The 19,950-nt window shown below is 69.3% G+C and carries 16 protein-coding genes and 6 pseudogenes; 7 read left to right on the top strand and 15 right to left on the bottom strand.

The genetic code is table 11. From position 1 onward, the window contains the following. The 4 genes and pseudogenes from K7B10_RS39930 to K7B10_RS39945 form a co-directional block, all read right to left on the bottom strand. Window positions 1-200, bottom strand: a pseudogene (locus K7B10_RS39930) (hypothetical protein); the annotation flags it as partial. Between the two features lie 577 nt (window positions 201-777). Further along, on the bottom strand, window positions 778-1,596 hold the full coding sequence (locus K7B10_RS39935; protein ID WP_229345852.1) for a hypothetical protein: 819 nt from the start codon (window positions 1,594-1,596) through the stop codon (window positions 778-780). A 182-nt stretch (window positions 1,597-1,778) separates the two neighbouring features. Continuing rightward, entirely contained in the window at window positions 1,779-4,055 is a 2,277-nt protein-coding gene (locus tag K7B10_RS39940) for a hypothetical protein (protein WP_229345853.1), read from the bottom strand. Window positions 4,056-4,076: 21 nt separating this feature from the next. Beyond that, on the bottom strand, window positions 4,077-4,511 hold the full coding sequence (locus tag K7B10_RS39945) for a hypothetical protein (RefSeq protein ID WP_229345854.1): 435 nt from the start codon (window positions 4,509-4,511) through the stop codon (window positions 4,077-4,079). Window positions 4,512-4,858: 347 nt separating this feature from the next. Here K7B10_RS39945 and K7B10_RS39950 point away from each other — a divergent pair, with 347 nt between their 5' ends. After that, window positions 4,859-5,911: a PucR family transcriptional regulator gene (locus K7B10_RS39950; protein ID WP_229345855.1), complete on the top strand. Its 1,053-nt coding sequence runs from the start codon at window positions 4,859-4,861 to the stop codon at window positions 5,909-5,911. Window positions 5,912-6,011: 100 nt separating this feature from the next. Here the strand turns inward: K7B10_RS39950 and K7B10_RS39955 are convergent. The 3 genes and pseudogenes from K7B10_RS39955 to K7B10_RS39965 form a co-directional block, all read right to left on the bottom strand. Continuing rightward, window positions 6,012-7,309 (bottom strand): annotated as a pseudogene (locus tag K7B10_RS39955) (ArsB/NhaD family transporter). Continuing rightward, entirely contained in the window at window positions 7,306-7,773 is a 468-nt protein-coding gene (locus tag K7B10_RS39960; RefSeq protein WP_229345857.1) for a CBS domain-containing protein, read from the bottom strand. Before K7B10_RS39960 ends, K7B10_RS39955 begins: the two are co-directional and overlap by 4 nt. Beyond that, entirely contained in the window at window positions 7,760-9,028 is a 1,269-nt protein-coding gene (locus K7B10_RS39965) for a cation:proton antiporter (protein ID WP_229345859.1), read from the bottom strand. The genes K7B10_RS39960 and K7B10_RS39965 overlap by 14 nt, the downstream gene beginning before the upstream one ends. 202 nt (window positions 9,029-9,230) lie before the next feature. Here K7B10_RS39965 and K7B10_RS39970 point away from each other — a divergent pair, with 202 nt between their 5' ends. Further along, window positions 9,231-9,551: a hypothetical protein gene (locus tag K7B10_RS39970; protein ID WP_229345861.1), complete on the top strand. Its 321-nt coding sequence runs from the start codon at window positions 9,231-9,233 to the stop codon at window positions 9,549-9,551. A 3-nt stretch (window positions 9,552-9,554) separates the two neighbouring features. Beyond that, complete coding sequence (locus K7B10_RS39975; RefSeq protein WP_229345863.1) at window positions 9,555-9,764, top strand: hypothetical protein; 210 nt, start codon at window positions 9,555-9,557, stop codon at window positions 9,762-9,764. Between the two features lie 172 nt (window positions 9,765-9,936). Here the strand turns inward: K7B10_RS39975 and K7B10_RS39980 are convergent, their stop codons facing one another. Together K7B10_RS39980 and K7B10_RS39985 are read right to left on the bottom strand one after the other, a co-directional pair. After that, window positions 9,937-10,113, bottom strand: a complete 177-nt coding sequence (locus K7B10_RS39980; RefSeq protein WP_229345866.1) for a hypothetical protein — start codon at window positions 10,111-10,113, stop codon at window positions 9,937-9,939. Window positions 10,114-10,220: 107 nt separating this feature from the next. Next, window positions 10,221-12,122: a potassium channel family protein gene (locus K7B10_RS39985; RefSeq protein ID WP_229345885.1), complete on the bottom strand. Its 1,902-nt coding sequence runs from the start codon at window positions 12,120-12,122 to the stop codon at window positions 10,221-10,223. A gap of 264 nt (window positions 12,123-12,386) precedes the next feature. Between K7B10_RS39985 and K7B10_RS39990 the strand changes: the two genes are divergently transcribed. The 3 genes from K7B10_RS39990 to K7B10_RS40000 all read left to right on the top strand — a co-directional run bounded on the left by K7B10_RS39990 (window position 12,387) and on the right by K7B10_RS40000 (window position 15,526). Beyond that, window positions 12,387-12,896: an NfeD C-terminal domain-containing protein gene (locus tag K7B10_RS39990; protein WP_229345868.1), complete on the top strand. Its 510-nt coding sequence runs from the start codon at window positions 12,387-12,389 to the stop codon at window positions 12,894-12,896. Window positions 12,897-12,984: 88 nt separating this feature from the next. After that, a complete protein-coding gene (locus K7B10_RS39995) occupies window positions 12,985-14,508 on the top strand; it encodes a flotillin family protein (protein ID WP_229345871.1) in 1,524 nt (507 codons plus the stop codon). 724 nt (window positions 14,509-15,232) lie between these two features. Next, window positions 15,233-15,526: a hypothetical protein gene (locus K7B10_RS40000; protein WP_229345873.1), complete on the top strand. Its 294-nt coding sequence runs from the start codon at window positions 15,233-15,235 to the stop codon at window positions 15,524-15,526. Window positions 15,527-16,134: 608 nt separating this feature from the next. Here the strand turns inward: K7B10_RS40000 and K7B10_RS41455 are convergent. From K7B10_RS41455 to K7B10_RS40020, 5 genes and pseudogenes are all read right to left on the bottom strand, one after another. Then, window positions 16,135-16,239: pseudogene (locus K7B10_RS41455) on the bottom strand (Lsr2 family DNA-binding protein); the annotation flags it as partial. A 266-nt stretch (window positions 16,240-16,505) separates the two neighbouring features. After that, window positions 16,506-16,754, bottom strand: a pseudogene (locus K7B10_RS41780) (SMI1/KNR4 family protein); the annotation flags it as partial. Window positions 16,755-16,801: 47 nt separating this feature from the next. Then, window positions 16,802-17,392 (bottom strand): putative T7SS-secreted protein, encoded by a 591-nt coding sequence (locus tag K7B10_RS40010; RefSeq protein WP_229345878.1) that lies wholly within the window; start codon window positions 17,390-17,392, stop codon window positions 16,802-16,804. A 332-nt stretch (window positions 17,393-17,724) separates the two neighbouring features. After that, window positions 17,725-18,237 carry an NUDIX hydrolase gene (locus K7B10_RS40015; protein WP_229345879.1) on the bottom strand — a complete coding sequence of 171 codons (513 nt, stop codon included), beginning with the start codon at window positions 18,235-18,237 and terminating at the stop codon, window positions 17,725-17,727. A gap of 143 nt (window positions 18,238-18,380) precedes the next feature. Further along, on the bottom strand, window positions 18,381-18,818 hold the full coding sequence (locus K7B10_RS40020) for a glutaredoxin domain-containing protein (protein WP_229345883.1): 438 nt from the start codon (window positions 18,816-18,818) through the stop codon (window positions 18,381-18,383). A 139-nt stretch (window positions 18,819-18,957) separates the two neighbouring features. Here K7B10_RS40020 and K7B10_RS40025 point away from each other — a divergent pair. Continuing rightward, a pseudogene (locus K7B10_RS40025) lies at window positions 18,958-19,243 on the top strand (transposase); the annotation flags it as partial. A 307-nt stretch (window positions 19,244-19,550) separates the two neighbouring features. Here the strand turns inward: K7B10_RS40025 and K7B10_RS41460 are convergent. After that, window positions 19,551-19,927 (bottom strand): annotated as a pseudogene (locus tag K7B10_RS41460) (DUF6233 domain-containing protein). Between the last annotated feature and the right edge of the window lie 23 nt (window positions 19,928-19,950).

The raw sequence follows: 19,950 nt of genomic DNA on the forward strand, positions 1-19,950 counted from the left end.
ACGTCCATGGCCGTGACAGCGTGCAGGTCCACCAGGAGATCGCGCTCGTCCATGGTCACGTGGTCCAGCGCGCGCTGGAGCACCTCTCCCGCACCTTCGACGAGCTCCCCGGTGGCGCTGATCAGAATCGAGCTGCCGCAGTGCCGGACGTCCACGTTGATCAATGTTCTGCTCCCGTCACCCGAAGGCTCCGGACCCACGGGGCCCCATCCTGGCCCGGTGCGGCGTAGGGCCGGTGCGCGGCACGCTGAAGCGTCGGCGATGAGCCGAGATCGCGTTTGGACAGGACCGGGACCACTGCGGGAGATGTGCATCGGCGCAACCCGCGGTGCAGCAACCATTAGCTTGCCGAGGCAGAGGTTCTGCGCCCGCATGTCCTTCAGCGGGCTCGGCCACGGCCGGATGGCAGCGACGACTGCCACCGAGACCACGAGCACAGCTGGCGGCACCAGGTACTTCTTGTTCATCAGTACCCCTCGGAGGGCGACGGCGGTCGCTGCGGCGGCCCGCATCACGTCGTTGACGACGGAGCCCGTTCGTAGTGTGCAGCCTTGCTGGCAAAGCCCCCGGTGGGGGAGTGCACCCGCTTGAGAGGGGCGGTTCAGCGGAGGAAGGGCACCGCGTCCGTCGCCGACTTTCCCCAGGCAGGCGGGTCGTGTTGGCCGCGGGTGACTCGGTTCTGCCGTGCCCGGTCGGCGGCCGCGGATCGGACGGCTGCCGCCGCAAAGGTCCGCTTCGCGGCGGCGGCTGAGCCTTCTCGCAGTGAAGCCCGAAGGCTCAGTGCTTCACTTCCTCGCGGGCGTTGCGGGCGCTGCTTTCCACTTCGGTGAGCAGTTCCTGCCGGGTTGGCTCGTCCACGGAGCGGCTCTGTGCCCAGGTGCGGGCCATGTCAACGCCCTGAGCATGCAGGCGTTCCGCGCGTTGCTGTGCGGGGGTGTTCTTGAGTTCCTGGAGCCACGTGGCGGTCAGGCGGCCGGCCGGATCCGCCTGATCTGCCTGTTCGGTGATCAGGCGGTCGAAGACCGCAGCGTGCCATTTCCGAGCCCGGTCGGCGTCCTGGCTTGTGGCTGCGTCGGCGACGCCGTCCAGGATGCCGAGAGCGCGGGCGTTCTTCGTCGGCGGCAGCGAAAGCTCTGAGCCGGTCGCGTCGACGGGCACGGCAGCGAGCTGTCCGGCTGCGATGCGGGTCTCTGCCATCCGCAGCAGGGCGTACGCCTGGGGATCCTCGGCCACCGCGCGCAGGGTCTTCCTGAATGCATCGGCGGGGACGGACAGGTGGTGGGTTTCTCCGGCTTCCCAGGGCGGCGTGTCGCGGCCGGCTTTGGTCACGTAGGTGCTGTCGAGGCCGGCGAGCAGCTCGTGCACGTCGGGGGCGTAGTCGGCCAGCGCGGTGGCGATCGGGACACGCAGCGCCGGGTCGAGGTCCAGCCTTTTCGGCTGCCCGGACCCGAGTGCGAAGAGGACGTCTTTCATCGCCTGCGCCTGGGTTTCGTTGTGGCGGCCGGGCACGCTGCCCGACGTGGCTTTGACGATGGCCTGGCCGAGTGCCGCGCAGGTCATGCCGGGGTGAACATCCTGCCCCACCGACTTCTGCACCCTCGTGTCTTCGGCCAGGCCGTTGCAGGGTGGGGACGTCTCGCGCCCGAGGAGGAACCATGCCGCGCACGCGCCCAGGAGTGCCAGGCATACTCCTGCCGCAGTCCACGCTTTCACCGGCACGGCTCGGCGTCCTGTGCTCCCCGTCATCGATGTCCCCACTTCGCTGCCTACCTGCCCGATCAGTTGGTCGTATCGGTCAGGTACTTGTGTGCTGTCTCCGTACCGCGGACGCGGCCTTCGAGGACATCGCGGGTGTAGTCCTGGATGTCGCTCTCGGAGATGTCGGCCCGGTCGTTGGCCCATTCGCGGATCAGGATCGGCGCCTGGGTGTTGACGGAAAGGTACTCGTCGGCGATCTGGGGGTTGACCTTGGCGTCGATCTCGCCCTTCATCCGGTTGCCCCACTCCCAGGCCCAGGTGTCGACGCCGCGCTGGATGGAGTCGCCGAAGGCGATGGAGACACCGCCGGCCGTGGTGAAGTACATGGGCGTCACCGCGCCGCCGATGACGTGGTAGGCGAGCTTCGACTTCCAGTCGGCCTCGCTGTACCCGGCCATCCGGCCGTCGTTGATCACGTCCTCCCGGATGGAGCTCATGACGCCCAGAGCGGTGCCCGCCTTGTTGATCGGGTTGGTGAGCTCCGACCCGTGAGCCCCCTTGGGGATCTCTTCCAGGGAGAGGTCGATGTACCGGGATTCCGCCTTGTGCAGCGTTCCGTAAGCCTCTGGGTCCTCTGAGAGGCCGCGCATGAACTGCACCAGGTCCTTCTGGTTGACCGCCATGTGGGTCTTGTCGCCGTCCTGGAAGTACCCGGTGCCGGCGGCGGAGATGTACTTGGAGTCCAGGCCGCCCAGGATCTCGTGGGTGTCGGCGGTGTAGGTGGCCAGGGCGCGGGCCAGGGGCTCGCGCATGTTCTCGTGCACGCTCTGGTCGGGGCCGAGCCCGCCGATCACGTCGTGCATGATGCGCGCCTGCCCCTCGGTGTGGGGGGTCGCCGGCCAGGGGTCCTGGTTCGGGCCGAGCGGCGTGTGGCCGGTCGTGCCGGATTCAAGGAGCAGTCCCAGGCCGGTGCGGGCGTCCTTGCCCTCGCTCTCGGTGTCGCTGTGCGTCTCGATGTTTCCGTGCCAGACGGGGGTGTCGTCGAACTTCCAGTCGCGTTCCTTCAGCAGGTACTGGAGGTTGTCGTTCTTGTGGTCCGCACCGGGGTCGAGGTAGGACGTGGCAGCAGCCGGGTCCTTGGACATGATGCCGAGCAGCCCGTCGAGGGGGTCATTGGCGAACCACCCGCCGTTCTTGCCGCTGAAGTCTCCTTGCAGGTCCCAGATGTTCGGGTCGCCGCCGCGCTTCTTGTCCTCCGCCGAGCGGATGTCGTCGGCGAGGTCGTGCATGAACGGCGCCGAATACCCGTCCCCGCTCTGCATGAGGGTGATCAGACTCTGATAGCCGCGGACCTGCTGCCCATGGCCGCGGCTGATGGCGTTGGGGCCCTCGGCGGCTTCCTTGAGGTCGAACTTCTCGACGCCGGCCTTCTTCAGCTGCTCCCGGAAGTCCTTGTAGAACTTCGACTTCGGGTCCTGCATCGCGTTGGACAGGGAGTTGGCGAGCCCCTTCTCCAGGTCCAGGTAGGTCTGCCTACCCTTTTTGTCATCGTGATACGCCAGGTCGTTGAGCTTGTTCGTGAACTTGAGCGTGTTCTGCGCGCCCATCCCGTTGAGGAAGGTCTGGTTGAACTCGGTGCTCTTGGCGTTGTCGCGGAAGGAGCGGTCCAGCTCGGCGTAGTCCGCCGCCGACACCTTGTCGCCGCTGTTGATACGAGTGGCGATGTCCTCGGCGTTGCGGGCCTCGTACACCTCGATGTCGCCCTGTGCGTCGGCGTTGAAGCCGTTGAGGGTTCCGTCGTTGCCCTTGCCGAAGGCGTCCTTGTTGCTGTCCACCACGACCGCCTCAAGGGCGATCTTGACCCCCTGATCGGCTTCGGATACGGCCTTGACCTGGTCGTTGATGTGCTGCTGCCACTTGTTGACCGCGTCACGGATGGTGGTCTGGCCGTCGGGATCGTTGTGGTAGGCCCTGCGCTCCGCGGGAGTCAGCTTCGCGTAGTCGAACGCGACGTTGCCCTGCTCCGAGACCGTCATGCCCGCCTTGATCGCGTCGTCGCGCGCGGACTCGACGCGCTTCTTCAGGTCGGCGAACTGCGTATGGGCATCGCGCAGCAGGCTCGCGACCGCCTTGGCCTGGATCTGCGCGGCGGAGTACTCGTACCGCGTGGCGGCGAAGCCCGTGTGGGCGACGCCGACGCTGACGCCGCTCCAGTCGGGCCCCATGGTGATCTTCTGGACACTGTCGCCGTAACGGGTCTCGACCTTCTTCAGCTCGCCCGCCATCTCGTCCCACTTGCCCGCTGCCGTCGTCAGCAGGCCCAGGTCGGTCGACATCACTTCGTGGTACGTCAGCACGTACTGCTCCCCCTTGCAGACTTACAGGCCGTTGAGCTTCGACTGGCTGCCCAGCGGGCGGAACCCGTCCCCCGTGCCGAGGTCGTTCTGTACGAACAGCCCCGAAGCACCGCGCAGCGAACCCTTCTCAGAACCGAGCCGGCCCATCAGGACCTTCACCTGCCGGTCCCACGTGTCCGCCACCTTCTTCAGGCCCGCGGCCGCGTCCCAGCCGTCGAAGCCCTTGACCGCCGTGTTGGTGCTCTCGTCCGCGTACTCCGTCGCCTTCTTGGTGTTCGGCTCGAGCTCGGTCTCGATGGTGTTGGCGGCAGACCTCTTCTGCGCCGGCGTCGACGCGAAAGTCCCACCGTCCCCGCCACCGCCGTCGGCTGCCGGAGCGCTGTTGAGCCGCATCGCTGCCTGATCGGCGACCCTGGCTCTCTCGCTGCCCCACTCCTGCGTGAAGTCCCCCGACACGACCGCCCCCGTTCAACTCAAAACGCGTTGCTCCCTGCAGAGCGTCAAACCGCCCGTGCTGCGGACAAACCACAGGCCGACGAAGCTCTGGGAGCTGCGGGTGCGCACTGGCCAATGCCTGCCGCGTCCAGTACTGCCGCGCGGCAGCGACCACCGGACACCGGGCACGGCGCAGCTCTCCTCGACACGGGGCGTTCCTTGATCCTCTCCGCCGCTTCGCGGCAGCGCATTGCCGTCGACCGGCAGTCTTCGCCCGCCCTTGGCTGCCGGTGAAGGACCCTTTGCTGCCTGTGGCAACCTGATTGCGCGTCAACGGGTTCGCCGACGCGACGAGAACGGGGGAGTGCGTGACGGAGCGGGAAGCACAGCTGACGGGGTATGCGGAGTGCCTGCGCGAGGCCTGTACCACCGGGCGCCGGATGACGCGCTCCGAGCTGGAGGCACGCCGCGCCGAGGGGGAGAGGGCCGCCGAGCTCGGCCTCACCCTGCGCGTGATGATCCGCGAGCACCTGGCCGCCTCCCAGGAAGTCCTCACCCGGGTGCCGACCCAGCAGGCCGGCTCCCTGCTCGCGGTAACCGAACAGGCCATAGACGCCTTCGTCGAAGGCTACGAGCGCGCCCAGCACCAGGCCGTGCGCCAGGAGGAGGCCGCACGTCGCGAGTTCATCGACGACCTCCTCTACGGGCGCAGCGACCTCGGGAGACTGGCGGAGCGCGCCGAACGCTTCGGGCTGCGCCTCTCCCAAGCCCACGCGGTGGCCGTGGCGAGCGGCCCGGAGCCGTACGGCGACGGCTACCCGGTCGCCCGCGGGATCGAATCGGCGGTACTGACCCGCTTCGCGGGCCGGCAGATCCTGCTCACCACCAAGGACGGGCGGCTGATCTGTGTGGCCCCCGGCGACCAGCCGGACGTCCTGGCGTTCTTCGCCAAGCAGGCGTACGCCGCCACCGACGGCGGCAAAGTGGCCATAGGCCGCTCCCATCCCGGCGCCGGCGGCGTGGTGCACTCCTACGAGGAGGCGCTCAACGCCCTCGAACTGGCCGAACGGATGGGCCTGGACGGGCCGGTGCTGCACGCCGCGGACCTGCTGGTCTACCCGGTCCTGACGCGGGACCGGCAGGCGATGGCCGACCTGGTGGAAAACGTGCTGGGCCCGCTCCGCAACGGGCGCGGCGGCGCACAGACCTTCATCGACACCCTCACCGCGTACTTCGACAGCGGGTGCGTGGCGACCGAGGCCGCGCGCCGGCTGTCACTGAGCGTACGGGCGCTGACCTACCGGCTGGAGCGGATCCACAGCCTCACCGGCGCAGACCCGGCCGACCCGGTCAACCGCTACACCCTCCAGACCGCGGTGATCGGCGCCCGCCTGCTCGACTGGCCCGACACCGAGGGGTGAGCCGGTCCTCCCAGGGCGATGGAGACGGCCTCCGCGCCGGCTGCGTGCCATGCCGACGCTCCCTCCTCCCATCCCCCGTGCGGTCGGGGGCGGTCGGTTCTCACGTCAGGGCGAAGTAGCGCAGCCACAGGTAGAGGGCGGAGATGGCGATCGTGACGGCGGTGACGACGAGGCCGTATTTGGTGAACTGCCAGAAGGTGATGGGGTGGCGGTTGCGTTCGGCGATGCCGAGGACGACGACGTTGGCGGAGGCGCCGATGGCGGTGGCGTTGCCGCCGAGGTCGGCGCCCAGTGCGAGGGCCCACCACATGACGTGATCGCCGTCGCCGCCCATGTCGGTGACGAGTTCGCTGGTGATGGGCGCCATGGTGGCGACGTAGGGAATGTTGTCGACGATCCCCGACAGCACGGCCGATCCGCCCAGCAGGAGCATCGTGCCGCCCAGCTGGGCTCCGCCGATGACGTCCGCGAGGGCGCCCGCGAGCTCTGCGATGACGCCGGTCTCGATGAGCGCGCCGACCATGACGAACAGGCCGGCGAAGAAGGCGAGGGTCGGCCACTCGACTTCGCCGAGCACCTCCCGGTCTCGACCTTGGAGATCGCGATCAGCAGACCGGCGCCCAGGAGGGCGACGACGCTGGGCGCGTAGTGCAGCGCGGGATGCAGGACGAAACCTGCCACGACCAGGGCCAGGACGCCCAGGCCCTGAATGAGCAGCCGGGGCTCTTTGATCGCCTCGCGTTCGCGCAGCTCCATGATCTCCGCAGCACGTTTCTCGTCGTAGACGAAGTGCTTGGCGAACATCACCCGGCACAGCAGCACGAGGACGAGGGTCAGGACCGCGGCCAGTGGCGCGAGGTGGACCAGGAAGTCGTTGAAGGTCAGGCCGGCGCGGCTGGCGATGATGATGTTGGGCGGGTCGCCGACCAGGGTGGCGGTGCCACCGATGTTGGAGGCGAACACCTCGGCGAGCAGGAACGGCACCGGCGACAGCTTCAGCCGGTCGCACACCAGCAGCGTCACCGGGGCGACCAGCAGCACCGTGGTGACGTTGTCCAGCAGCGCTGAAGCCACGGCTGTGATGACGATCAGCATGGCCATCACCCGGAACGGTCTGGCCTTGGCCTTCTTCACCGACCAGATCGCCAGGTACTCGAACAGGCCGGTCCGCTTCAGGACCCCGACGATCATCATCATGCCGAGCAGCAGGAAGATGACGTTCCAGTCGATGCCGGTCTCATCCGAGGAGAAGGCCGACGCGTCGTCGGTGGCACCGATGGCCAGCATCAGCGCCGCCCCGGCCAGGGCGGCGCCGACGCGGTGGACCCACTCGGTGATGATCAGCAAGTAGACGCCCGCGAAAACCGCGACTGCCGCCCAGCTCTGCCAGCCGCTCACCCCTGACCCCCCACGTCGAGGAGATGGCGCATCAAAGAGGCGGCCGAGACCACACCCACCAGCCGGCGCCCGTCGTCGTCGCGGTCGATGACGGCGACCAGCGGGACATGGGTACGTGCCATGAGCGCTGCGATCTGCAGCGCCCCGGCCTCGGGGCCGACGAATGCCGGCTTGAAGGCACGCGCCGGGATCCACTGAGCGACGGTCTTCCCGGCGAGGGCTTCGGTGAGTGAGTCGGCGTGCCGGTCGTCGATGACCGCGGCCAGCAGGGGATCCTCCATGACGTACTCGGGTACCAGCTGCCGCACCAGCTGGGAGCCGGGGACGACCGCGTAGGGGGTTCCGTCCCTTTCCAGGACCAGGAGCGCGGCGAGGTCGTGCTCGGCGAGCAGGCGTACCGCGTCCACGGCCTGGTCGTCGGTCGTCACGTGCGGGTAGGGCTCGGCGAGATCACGGGCGATCATGCTGCTTCTCCTGGTCGAGTGCACTGCGCGGGGCGGAAACGGTGTCGGTCGGCTCGGGGGCCTGGTCCTCGTCCGGTATGCCGGTGAGGTCTTCCACGTCGAAGAGGCGGGCGATCGGTACGTCGGTGCTGGAGTGGGCGATGATCGAGAAGGCGATGCAGACGGCGATGAGGGTGTACGCCTGTTCGCCCTGCGGGATCCCGGCCTGGAGCACGAGCAGGCCGTAGACGACGGACGCGAAGCCCTTGGGGCCGAACCAGGCGGCCACCAGCTTCTCCCGCCGCTCGATCCGCGCCCCCAGCAGCGAGACCAGCAGCGAGGCGGGGCGGATCAGCACGATCGCCAGCACCACGGCCACGTACCCGCCCACCGGCAGATCGCCGAAGAGCGCCGGCGTCAGCAGCGCGCCGAAGACGAGGAGGGCTGCGAACTTCGCCAGCTCCGCGAGCATCTCGCCCAGCGGCTCGAAGACCGTCTTCGCCTCGGGCGAGACGGAGGCCAGGACGGCGCCGGCGGAGAACGCCGCCAGGTAGGGGTTGGCGTGGGTGAGGTGGCACAGCCCGTACAGGATGATCCCGGTCGCCAGCGGCAGCAGCGGCTGGAGCTTCGGCTCCGCCCCCAGCAGCCGCAGCCGCACCAGACCCGCCACCACCAGCGGCAGGACGACACCGAAGACCAGCCCGAGCCCGAGCTCCAGGGCGATCTCGCCGACGGAGGCGTCCGCCTGGCCGGAGGTGGGTCCGGCCGCGGCGATCAGGAGCAGGACGACGGGCAGCGCGAGCCCGTCGTTGATGCCGCTCTCCACGTTCAGCAGCTGCCGCAGCTTCGCGGGAACTTCCTTGCGGCCCACGATCGCCGAGGCGAAGACCGGATCGGTCGGCGCGAGCACGGCGCCGACGAGGAAGGAGGTCGTCCAGTCCAGCCCGACCAGGTAGTGGGTGATCAGCGCCATGCCGGCCATGGCCAGCGGCATGCCGAGACCCAGCGCGCGGGCCGGGTTCTTCCAGTTCTGCCGCAGCTTGGGGAAAGAGACGTGCATGCCGTCGGTGAACAGCACCGCGAACAGGGCGAGATCGGCGGTCACGGAGACGATCTCGCTGTCGGCCGTGATGTGGATCAGCCCGAGGAACCCGTCACTGACCAGCGCCCCACCGAGCAGGAAGAGCAGCGAGGTGGACAGGACCGTGCGGGCGGCCAGCCCGGACAGCAGCACGGCGACCAGCAGCGCCACACCGAAGACAGCGACGAGCACCATGACGTCAGACTCCGATCAGCGAAGAGAGCTATCCCTATCGCCGACCAGGCTTCCCGGCACACCACGGCGGACTTTACACGTTCCATACGCCCCGTTGACGGTTCCCTGACAGCAGTTCGACCCACCGGAACTTGCCGGACTCCGGCATGAACAAGTCCCGAATGCCCCGTCTATCGTGGGCGTCCGACTCAGGAAGGTACCGATGAACGGCAACCCCACCTACCACGCGATCGCCCTCGCGGCCGGCACACTGCTCGTGCTGCCCGCCCCCTTGGCGATCCTCACCGGCTGGACGCCGCGCGGCCTGCGAGGTCGACAACTGGCCGCCCGCCCCTACGCCTGGGCCGTCCTCTGCCTCTACACCCTCATGCCGCTCAACGCCCTCCCTCGAATGCTGGACGCATCTGCGGAGACCGTGATGGCCTGCACGGTCCTTGGCTTCGTCTTCATCGCGGCCGCTGTCGGCTGCTTCATCCAGGCCGAGCGCACGGCGCGGCGAGCCGGCCCCAAGCAGGTGGCCTGACCCATGGACGGCCGCAGCATCACGGCGTGGGCGCGCCGCAACATCACCGAGCGCCGCCTGGCGGTCGCCATGGTGGTCGCAGGAACGCCCACCACCCTGGCCGGCGTCGCCATGTACGTCCTTCCCGGCTCCGGCTTCCCCCTCCTGGTCATCGGGCTCTCCCTGCTGATCACTGGTCTCGCGATGCTGGGGGCGGCCCGCAAGAGCCCCTGAGCGCCCGAGGCGAAGCCGAGCGGGCTCGGTACACCTGGCGCGAGGTGTGCACGACCCGCATGACACCCCTCACCCCCGCGTTCGTCCTGCCTGCACGCCGCTTTGTGCGCCGCGGACCAGGCGGACGAGCGTGCCGCCTCGGCGCCCCCGGAACGCGTGCCGGGTCAACCGGTCACCGTTGCTTGGCGGAGATCCACATGGCCGCCGCGGCCGCCACGGTGAACGCGCACAGGGCGAGGAGCGCGCGGCTGTACTGCGGCAGCGCGTACATCGCGGCTCCGGCTGCGGTCAGCACGGCGCCGAAGGCGAACAGCGGCGAGGGACGCCCGATCCGGGAAGGGCGGGGCATGGCGAGTACTCCTGGCAGGGAGGGAGCCGAACCACAAGGCTCCCATGGCCCGCGTGCCTGGTACAGCGCTACCCGCAACCGGTTCCGCCGCAGCCGGACGCGCCCGGTCAGGCGCCCGAGGCGTGGACGTCCCGGCGGCCGAGGAGCTCGGCCAGCCCCCGGCGCGTCGCGGCGAGTACGACCCGGTCCTGTGCCTTGAGGACGTAGCCCGGATGAAGGTCCCACACCAGACGGGCGTGGGGCTCGGCCGCCTCGCCGGGCGTGGACGACAGGTCCGGTAGCCGTTCCTCCGGCGAAGCGGTGTCCAGGGCGATCACCCGCCACGCCCCCGGCCTGAAGGATTCGGCGACGGTCCGGCCTTCCAGCTGCGGGTGCCCGTCGACGTCCAGGGCTGCGAAGAGCAGCACGCGCCGCTCCACCGGGATGGCCCCGAGGATCTGCCGGCCCATCATGGCGCCGGCGAAGGCGGGCGCGGCCAGGTGCGTGACGCTGCGGCTGCGGGTGAGAGCGGCCGGATGCGCGGCGCGCAGCGTGCGGTAGACGGCGGTGGCGAAGTCGTCCTCGAACAGTCGCATGACGACCCGGAGGTCCGGCCTGACCGCACGGGCGTACAGGGCGGCCTCCAGGTTGGTGGTGTCGGCGCTGGTGAGTGCCAGGAGCGCGTGGGCGCGGTGGATCCGCGCGGCCTCCAGCACGCCCTCCTCGGTGACGTCCCCCAGGACGACGGGTACCCGCATACGCCGTGCCAGCGCGAGACCGCGAGCCTCCGGGTCGGACTCGACGCACACCACCGGGATCTCCAACTCCCGCAGCCGGACCAGGACCCGGGCCCCGATCTTGCCGAGCCCCAGCAGGACCACATGCCCGGACAGCCCGCGCGGCGGACGGCGCAGCGCCGTCGCGCTGCGGAACGCCCCCAGGCCCTCCAGCGCGGCCGCGACCAGCACCGGCAGGAGCAGCAGGCCGACGAAGCCGGCCAGGATCTGCAACGTCTTGCGCTCGGGAGCCTCGTCGACCGCCGGGTCGTTGATCGCGAATAGGTCGAGCAGGGTGATGTACGCGGCGTGCAGGGGGTGGTCGCCGGTGGTCAGCCAGGACGCGACCGCCAGGCCGGCCACCGCGGCCACGATGCCGGCCAGTGACCAGCGCAGTCGCCGTGAGAAGAGCGACGCGACCGGCAGCGACGCCGCGGCCAGGCGACGCCCCGGCACGGCTGGACCTGCATGCGTCATCGCCTCGAGCGCCACGATGCCGCGGCCGGTCGCCGCTGCCACCGACCGGTCGTCGGGCAGCAGTTGCGGGCCCTGGTCGCCGCTGCGGTCCGAGCCTTCGCTTCCGGCGGGATCGGCGGCGGTCGCGGACAGCAGCGCCAGGGTGCACAGGCCCGGATCGGCGACTTGGCCCCGCCCCGGAGGGGTGCGCTCCACCGCACGCAGCAGCAGGCCGTCGGCCTGGATGACCTTGCTGGTACCGGCGATCGCGCTGGCAGCGAGCGCCGGCGCGGCGGTGTCCGCGTCCGAGAGGACGGTCGTCGAGGAGTCCAGCTCGCGCAGGTCGATACCCGGCTCGGCGACGACCGCCGCCTGGTCCAGCAGCTCCTCAAGGTGCTGACCGAGCTTGCGGTTGTACAGACGGATCACCAACCGCAGCCGCGGGTTGAGCCGACGAGCCACGAGCGCGGCCCGTACGTTCGTGTCGTCGTCCTCGTACACGAGCGCCAGTGCGGCCGCCCCTGCCACCCCCGCCATGACCAGCGCCTCCTCATCCGGCTCCGCCGCCTCCACGACACGCAGATCCCGGCTGCCTGCGCCCTCCGGCGAGGGCCGTCCCACCTGCCTGCTGCCAGGTACGCGCCCGCGCAGTCCGAGATTCCGTACGCTCCAGCGGCCGACAGCCCCTTGCGGCGCGTGCACGCCCGCCGGCACCACGAGCGTCACCCGCTCCCGGTACACGTCGCGCAGCTCGGCGGCCAGCCGACGCGCCAGGCCGTCATCGCCACAGACGACCATCTGACCAGCGGGAAGAGGAAGTTGAGCCTGCAGGGGATTCGACACGGCCCCAGGATGCCTTGTACCCGGCAGCCACGCGCGCCCCCGTTCCGGCTACGACGCTCCGCGCGGCGCCGCGGCCGGCTGGCAAGCGGGCCCCCGACCTTCGACGGTGTGCGTCAAAGAGGCGTAAAGATTGCCGACGGCAGGCAATGTGCGAGCCCGAGTCCTCCTGCCAATCTGGTGCTGTCCAGCGGGAAGGCAGCGGTCAGACGGGGAGGGCCCATGGGCTTGTTTCTGGGTCTCGGCATCGGGGGAGTCGTGCTGCTCGCTGCCTCGCTGGTGTTCGACGGGGTGCTCGAAGGGGTCTTCGACGGCGCCCTGGACGGACTGTTCGACGGGTGGCTGTCGCTGCCGGTGATCGCGGGCTTCGTCTCGATGCTCGGCTTCACGGGGGCGATCGTGCTCGGGTCCACGGGGCTCGGGCAGGCAGCGGCAGCCACCGCGGGGGCCCTGGCCGGAGCGGGTGCGGGCTGGGCCACGTACGGCTTCAGCAGGGCCCTGCAACGGGACGGCGACGGCAGTGCCCCGCACCAGGCGGACCTCGTCGGGTCAGCGGGGCGGGTGGTCACCGCCATCCCGGCCGACGGCTACGGCGAGGTACTGCTGTCGCTCGGCGGCCAGCCGCTGAAGTACGCCGCGACCGCCGACGCCCCGATAGAGCGAGGGGCCGAGATCTGGGTGACGGCCACGCCGTCCACGACCTCGGTCAGCGTCCGCGCCGTCACGCGCTGAGCAGCACCACCGAGGCCCTCCGCCTTCCGATCCTCTTTCCATCAGCCCTTGAGTCTGCCCCCTTCCCGGGAGGCAGGGGGGAACCACCATGAGTCCTGTTGTCACCGCGGTCGTGGGAGTCGCCGTACTCCTCGTCCTGCTCGCCCTCGTCGTCGTCACCCGCTACAAGGTTGCCGGCCCGAGCGAGGCGTTCATCATCACCGGACGCCGCGGCAAGAGTTCCACCGATCCGGAGACCGGGCGGATATCGACCGACAACACCGGCCAGAAAGTCGTCGTCGGCGGCGGTGTCTTCGTCGTCCCCTTCGTCCAGCAGCGCTACACCCTCGACCTGTCCAGCCGCCACATCCCCATCGCCGTCCGCGGCGCCGTCACCCTGCGCGGCATCAAGGCCAACCTCGAAGGCGTGGCGATCGTCAAGGTCGGCGGCAACGAGGACGCCATCCGCGCCGCCGCCCAACGCTTCCTGCAGCAGCAGGACGGCATCGTCGGCTTCACCCAAGAAGTTCTGTCGGGCGCGCTGCGCGCCATCGTCGGCCGCATGTCGGTCGAGGACATCATCCGCGACCGTGCCGCGTTCGCCGGCCAGGTCGCCGAGGAGGCCGAGGCCAGCCTGTCCGGGCAGGGCCTGGTCCTGGACGCCTTCCAGATCCAGGACATCACCACCGAGGGCTCCTACCTCGAAGACCTCGGCCGCCCCGAGGCCGCCCGCGCCAAGCAGGAGGCCGACATCGCCGAGGCCAACTCCCGCCAGGCCGCCGAACAGGCCCGCCTCAAAGCCGAGGAGGAGATCGCCGTCGCCCAGCGCACCCTGTACCTGCGCCAGGCCGAGATCAAGGCGGAGACCGACGCGGCGACCGCCCAGGCCAACGCCGCCGGCCCCCTGGCCGACGCCGACCGGCAGCAGCAGATCCTCACCGAACAGGAGAAGGTCGCCGAACGCCAGGCGGCGCTCACCGACCGCCAGCTCGACACCCAGGTCCGCAAGCCCGCCGACGCCCGCCGCTACCAGGCCGAACAGGAAGCCGAAGCGCTCCGTGTCGCCCGCGTCAAGCAGGCCGAAGCCGAGCGCCTGGCGGCCATCGCCGCCGCCCAGGCCGAGGCCGAACGAGCCCGCCTGACCGGCGAGGGCGAGAAGCAGCGCCGCTCCGCACTCGCCGAGGCCGAGGCCATCGAGGGCGCCAAGCGGGGCGAGGCCGAACGCGCCCGCCGCGCCGCCATCGCCGAAGCGGTACGTCTGGAGGGCGACGCGGAGGCCGCGGCCATCTTGGCCAAGGGCGCCGCCGAGGCCGAGGCCATGCAGAAGAAGGCGGACGCCTTCGAAAGCTACGGCGATGCCGCGATGATCCAGATGATGGTCGAGGCACTGCCCCAGGTCGTGGCCAAGGCCGCCGAACCGCTGTCCGCCATCGACAAGATGACCGTCATCTCCACCGACGGCGCGAGCAAGCTCTCCCGCACCGTCACCGACAACGTCGCCCAGGGCATGGAACTCCTCTCCTCCACCACCGGCGTCGACCTCGCCCAACTCCTGGGAAGCCTCACCCCCGCCAAAACATCCGCCATGCCCGAGCCGAACTCATCCAACGGCAAGATCGAAATCGTCGGCTAGCTCGCACAACGGTGGGGGCCTGCCGGGGAGCGGGCTCCCAAAGACGCGAGCGGAGGTAGACGCGAAACGAGGGCGATGCCAGGTGAACGACGACCGTGAGCCGGTGTTCAGACGAAGCAAGTGGGGCACCCAGAGGTACTACTACAACCCGCGCAACCCCATCGGACTCACCCTGATCATCATCTCCCTCCTCTTCGCCGGGACGATGCTGGTCCTCATGGCGAACCGGGCAGGCCCGTTCGCACCGGAGCCAGCGCCCACATGGAGTCCGCCACGATACGAATACTCCTGGCCACCGAGCACTGCCACACCCTGGCCGGCTCCGCTGCCCACCAGCACGCCCGAGCCTTGAGCGGCCGATCCGTAGGTGTGTGACCGCGAGAACCGCCGAGCGTCCCTGCGCAGGGGAGCACGTTCCATCCGCGCGCCATACGCCCCGAATCGCTCCGTCCGTGAGGCGGCAGTCCGCTGCTTGCCGCACGTTTGCGGCGCTGTGCTCTCCCTTGCGAAGACGCAGGCCCGGCCATGACTCATGGGGACGTCAGTCCAGGGTGCGCAATCAGGCTGTGATGGACTGATGATCGTTAAATTGAAAGTAGGAGCGGAAGAAATGGCAGCCGATGAGACGCCTCTGGAAGGGTCGGTTCTTGCAGACACTGCACCAGAGGGGGCTGAGAAGAGGGCCCGGGACGCGCGCCGCATTGAGGGGTGGTCGATCGTCTGGATGCTCCTTGCCATGCTGGTCTGGGGATGCTTCATCGTCCTGATGGTCGCCGACTACGGCCCTGAGGTGTCCTCGTACAAGGGGACCCGCGCTGTGTGCCAGGGCCCGTTCGTCGACCCGTCCCCACAGGACAGAGTCTGCCGCAGCGACGAGTTGCGGCAGTGGCCCGCGCTGATGGGAATCCTCGCGCTGGCGCTGGTAGCAACCGTTACCGCGGCGGCAACCATGGTGTACGCCAAGGTCCTCGCCCGCCTGGCCCACAGCGACGGGTCCGGCGTGCGGCCACAGGGCTGAGGTTCCGTCTGCGCGGGCAACATAAGGCCGCCTCCGGTCACCAGACCACCGTGAAGGCATCAGCCCAGCGGCCCCGAACCCCGTGCAGATCACCGTATCGACGAGAACCTGCGCGCGGCGCACCTGTCATGGGCCACCCCAGCCGCCCGATCCGGCAAGGACCTGGCTGGTGAGATGCACGCGCCGTGGCATTGATGGCCCGACGGGGTCCCGGCCGGTCAGGGCCCGATGCGAATCTCGTGGGTGCCGATGCCGGATCAGACGATGTGCCGCTCGCCGCAGCGCAGCTCACGGCCGCACAACACGTCGCCCGCCCGTCCGCAGCCGTCTCGGGGCAGCGCAGCGCGTGCGCATACAGGGTGGGCGCTGGTAGCCGTCGAGGCGCGGCATCGTCCTTCCCGGTCCGGGAGGTGCGGGCCGCGCAGTCGTAGATCCGGCCCCACGGCCCGCACTCGACGGGCACGTCCCGCCACGACACACCGGCACGGACCCCGGACCGGATGCCGCCGATCAGCTGCCGCAGGGACCAGACCCGCCTTCATTCCCTTCGGCAACAACGCCTCCAACACCGCCCACTGTTCGTCCGTGAGATCTCCGGGCGGCATTGTTCAGCTGTTGTGGCGGTCCCATGCTTCGCGGACTTCGGAGGGGATTCGTCCTCGAGGAGGAACCTGGTAGCCGTTGGCCCGGGCCCATGCGCGGATGGCGGCCGTAACAACTGGGGGCTGGTCCGGGATCGGTTCGGGTCTCCACAGGACCGGTGCGAAGGAGCGAAGGACGGCCCGCCATCGAGGAGGTCGCGGGGGAACTGGGGGACTTTGGTCTGCCCGCTGAGTACGGAGGTGAGGAAGTCGGCGAGGGTTCCGTCGAAGGTGAACCACTGCGGGCCGCGGGCTTCGTTGACCGCGATCCGCCAGCGGTCGGGTTCCTGGGCGGGGCCGGTGATCCAGAAGATGTGTTCACCATTGTCGGTGCCGCCGATGGTGAAGAGCTGTTCTGGGTCGTATGGGACGGGGTGGGTGCCCTGGTCGAAGTCCTCGCGCAGGTATGCGCGGATACGGGCCGGCATGGGGCCGGTGAGGTTGACGAACTCGGTCGGCCCGTGGGGGTGGTAGATGTGGATGTAGTTGCAGAAGCCGCCTGGGCCGTAGTGCTCCGCGAGCTGCTTGTAGTCGGTGGGCAGCGCCATGCCGAGGGCGGATTCGACGTGCTCCCAGGCAATGTGCATGGCCGGCAGGGGGGCCGGGCAGATCCGGGTGAGGGCGCTCAGGTCGGTCACGGGGTTCCTCGGCGGCGTCGCTGCTGGGCCGCGTGGTCGGGGTTGGGGAAGTCGGTGTCCAGCTGGAAGCCGTTTCTGCCGTCGGCTGCCATGTAGACATCACCCTTCAGCGTGTCGATCAGCCCGGCGGGGATCCGCTCCGGATGTGCCGCGGTGGAGACCAGTCCGGCCAGCGTCAAGCTGAGGTTCTCCTGATATGCGGCCGGGTGGGTCAGGTTGTACGGGTCCATCGGATTCAGGCCGCGCGCGCAGTTGAGCAAGCCCGCCGTGCCCTTGACCACGCCCCCGACGAAGTGGTTGAGCTCCACAGCCTGGCCACCGTAGTAGTCGGTGACCCCGGCCAGTGCCCGGTCCGTCGCCGAGGGCTCCTTCGGGGCGTGTTCCAGCGCTGCCTCCAGCGCCTTTGCCGCATTCCCCGCCGCCTCGTCGCGCTGCTTCCTGGCCTCGTTCAGGATCTCGTCGGCCCGCGTACCGTCGGCCTTGCCCGCGTCGAGCGGTTTCTGCGGCTCCGGGCCAGGATCCTTGCCGGCTTTCAACGCCGCCGTGTACGTGTGAGTTTCCGAGATGTAAGCCTCGTGCGTGTCCACGTAGATCCCTTGACAAGTACGTGACTTGGCCCGTCGGATGCCTGCATGGCCTGGTTGGGATTGAGCGTATTCATCGTTGGCATGGTCGGGATCTTGGTGGGGAGCAAGGGGCAACGCGGGTGGGACAGGTGGTCCCGGCGGCAGCGCACCGTGTGCTCTCTCGGCTTCGGACTTGTGATCGCCGGGCTTGCCATCGGCTGGACTGCTTGAGGCGGCCGTTATGGGGTGGGTGGGATGGCTTCAGGCGAGGGCCCTGGGCTCCCCGGAGCAGCGGCCTTCCCCGAGCGGTCCTCACGGATCCTGTCCTGCACAACGTCAGCACCACGCGCAGATCACTGGTCTCTGATCCAGTCGACGCACTGCTTCATCCGGAGGCGATCTTCAGCGAAGTAGCCTTGCCAAGGTTCGTCCAAGCGAAACCAAGCCGCAGGCTGCCCGTCTTCTGGGGCCAGCGAAGCCTGACGGTCGGCGACCGCCATGAACGCCACACCCATGACGGCCGGCCAACCAGGGCGATACGAGCGAACAGTGACTGCCGCTGGGGCGCAAAAAGCTTCCACGACCAGCCCAGTTTCTTCGAACACCTCGCGCACGGCTGCCTCTCGTGGAGTCTCGCCTGCATCCACTTTGCCGCCGGGGGCCACCCAACCGCGCCAGCGGTGATCCACCAGCAAGACGTGCGTCAGGGTCGTATCGAACACCCACCCCTCGGTCGCAAGCGGACCGTCCTGCGAGACCTCAGGGCGGAGCAGCCACTTCAAGGCGTTGTCGTGCTCAGCCAGCGCTTGCTTGGCATCGCAGATAGCAGCTTCGAGAGTGCGCGGATCGATCAGATGGTGTGTCATCTGCAGGAGAGTACGACGCGCCTCTGACATTGAGCCGCCATCCGTCTGGCGGCCGGGTTCAGACACAGCCTCTCAGCTTGTCCTTCAACTTCTGTCCGCTTGGGTCTGCGGCCGATTCTCCGGTAGGGCGCGGTTTTTTCTGATCACGCGGAAGGGGAGAGCTGTTCGCGCACCCATTCGGGATCGGGGTTGGTGTGTGGCTGGCCCGCCACGACGACGGTCGGGACGGTCTCGTTGCCCTCGTTGGCTGCCCTCACCGCTGACGCTCCAGCCGGGTCACGCCAGATGTTGACCCAATGCAACTGGCGGGCGTTACGGCCCAGCCGGAAGCGCATTCGCAGGCAGTACTTGCAGCCTGACCGCCAGTAGACGACCGGCCGGCCGTCGGCCGCGCTGCGGCGTTGTGCCTCCAGCGCGCCGATGGATCTCGGGAAAACCAGAGGCGAGTTCACGCCTGCGAGCAGGACAAACACCAGCAGGAGTGCTGCGGCTTCGCTGGGGCTCCCGCTGAAGACCAGTCCAGTCGAAACGAGTGAGCCGCAGAGCACAAGCAGTATCGGCAAGATCCAGGTACGCGTCATGATGACGCAGGCTATCGATGAGTCGAAATGCTCCTCGAACTAGGCCGCTCGCCTGGGCGTTCGTCGGACGCTGGAGCGGCCTTCGTCTGATCATGTGTTCCCACCAAGGATGCACGTGACCACGACGAAGGCCGTGAAGGTGAGTCTGCTGCCTGATGTTGTGCCGGGGGACGCGTTCGCGGTGGCGTCACGCTTCCGGGAGGATCTGTTCGACACCCTCACCGCGCGCGGGGACGCGCTGTTCGAGCTGACGGACGCGTTGCTATGCGTGGAGGGGCCGGTGACGGCGCCGGTGGACGTGACGCTGGTTGCCGAGCATCGGCGCGATGTACGACGCGCTGAACAGCGGGAAGATTGATGCGCCCCGGTTGCGGCAGGTGCTGGCTGGCCTTCCTCAGCCGCAGGCCGCCGACGGGCGCCTGGTGTGCTGTCGGTCGGCGGAGACGGTCGCTGAACCACATGCCGATGTCCCAGGCTCCCTCGGGATCTTGCAGGCAGAAGCGCACCATCAGCGCGGCGAGCAGGGTTTCCGCGTCGGGTGTCGGCGCGGGCAACGAGGCCAGAACCCTCTGTTCTCGATCGGTGAGTGGCTTGTCCGTGCGCCACCACCAATGGTCTGCACCCCGGCGGCCAGTGCCGCTACTGTAACCGACGCCAGCAGTGCGGGCCCGCTGCTGTGCTCACGCCTCGCCGGTGTCCGGGCTCCATGCGGCGGGGCCGCCGCCGCGCCACTCAATGAGCAGCGGATCGTCCAGGCGGACGTCGTCGGGGTCCAGGTCGGCGCGGCGCAGGAATCCGAGGAGATCGCCGGGACCGAGGGCGCGGCCGAGGATCTCCCCGTCGACGCGGACGCGGCGCCCGCCCTGGGCATCCGGTGGTAGACGACGATGCGCAGGTCAGCAGCCATTCCTCCACCGTGCCGCCAGGTACTCGCTCTGGCATCCCGAGTGCGGTCTCGGGCCGGCAGTGCGGGCAGGCGGGTGTCCCCTCCGCCAACGCCCGGCGCGCCTGGTCGGTGTGATGGGGGTGCAGCGCGCTCGGCTGTCCCAGCAGCCCCCGGCGTGGACACGGCCCGGCAGCCGGCCCGCCCCAATGCCGCGCTCGATCAGCCACGCGGGCGGCTCGGCCGGCG

The sequence above is a fragment of the Streptomyces flavotricini genome, from assembly GCF_020639365.1.
GTDB lineage: Bacteria > Actinomycetota > Actinomycetes > Streptomycetales > Streptomycetaceae > Streptomyces > Streptomyces flavotricini.